This window comes from Streptomyces sp. NPDC057565, from assembly GCF_042801455.1.
In the GTDB taxonomy this organism is placed as follows: Bacteria; Actinomycetota; Actinomycetes; order Streptomycetales; family Streptomycetaceae; genus Streptomyces; species Streptomyces yanii.
Window position 1 is genome coordinate 1 of sequence record NZ_JBHVFU010000187.1, and the last position, 1,177, is coordinate 1,177.

Annotated in this window: 1 protein-coding gene; it reads left to right on the forward strand. The window is 64.0% G+C overall.

What is annotated here, in order from left to right:
* Positions 1–57 precede the first annotated feature (57 nt).
* Positions 58–1,152 (forward strand): IS630 family transposase, encoded by a 1,095-nt coding sequence (locus tag ACFU8W_RS52510; protein WP_384053019.1) that lies wholly within the window; start codon positions 58–60, stop codon positions 1,150–1,152.
* The last annotated feature ends 25 nt before the right edge of the window (positions 1,153–1,177 follow it).

Consider the following 1,177-nt stretch of genomic DNA (forward strand, 5'->3'; position numbering starts at 1 on the left):
CTAGTGTCTTGTGATTCCGTCAGCATTACTTGATCTTGTGTGGCAGGGTCTCTTGGTATGGAGCTGTCCGTGGAACAGGCCGCCGAGTTGCGGGCGTTGGTGAACAGCAGGGACGTGCCTGCGGATATTGCCACGCGGGGCCGGATCGTGCTGTGGTCGGGCGAGGGGCGTCGGCGCAAGGACATTGCCGAGCTGCTCGGGGTGTCGCTGCCGACCGTGGACCGCTGGAAGGCCCGCTATGCCGAGCGGGGCCTGGCGGGGCTGGAAGGGGAGCGTCCGGGTGGCGCACGGGAACAGATACCGGCCCAGGTGCGGTCCCGGGTGATTGCGCTGACGCGTACGACGCCGCCGGACGGCACGGGGCTTTCGCACTGGTCCACCCGGGAGTTGGCGAAGTACCTGGAACGGACCGAGAACGTCACCGTGTCCTGGCACTACGTCGCGCGCGTCTGGCGGGAAGAACACTTGAAGCCCCACCGATCCGGCACCTTCAAGATTTCCAAAGACCCCGCGTTCGCGGAGAGGGTGGCCGATGTGATCGGCCTGTATCTGGCCCCGCCGGGCGGCGCGGTGGTCCTCTCGATTGATGAGAAGACGCAGATCCAGGCGCTGGACCGGACCCAGCCGGTACTGCCGGTCACCTTCGCGGCGAGCGAGAAGCGCACCGCCGACTACGTCAGGCATGGCACCACGAACCTGTTCGCCGCCCTGAACGTGAGCACCGGCGAGGTGCTCGGCGAGTGCAAGCCGACCCGGAACGGCAAGGACTTCCTGGCCTTCTTGAAGAAGGCGGTGAAACCGCACGCCGGGAAGGACATACATGTCGTCCTGGACAACCTCTCGACACACACCACCCCGGAGGTCAAGGAGTGGCTGGCGAAGAACCCGCACGTCCACTTCCATTTCACTCCCGTCGGCTCCTCGTGGCTGAACCAGATTGAGATCTGGTTCGGAATCCTGACCCGGCAGTCCATCCGTCGCGGCACGTTCTCCAGCGTCAACGTCCTGATCAAACAGATCCGCGACTACATCAACTCCTGGAACACGACGGCGAAACCGTTCACGTGGACCGCGACCGCCGGCGAGGTCCTCGCGAAGGTCAGGCTCGTCGCGACCAACGTGAAGAAACTCGTCAATAACAACTCGAACTGACATGGACAGGATCACGAGACACTAG

Excerpts from the sequence above, each read along its gene's own strand:
- ACFU8W_RS52510 (WP_384053019.1), top strand. The coding sequence starts at position 58 with ATGGAGCTGTCCGTGGAACAGGCCGCCGAGTTGCGGGCGTTGGTGAAC.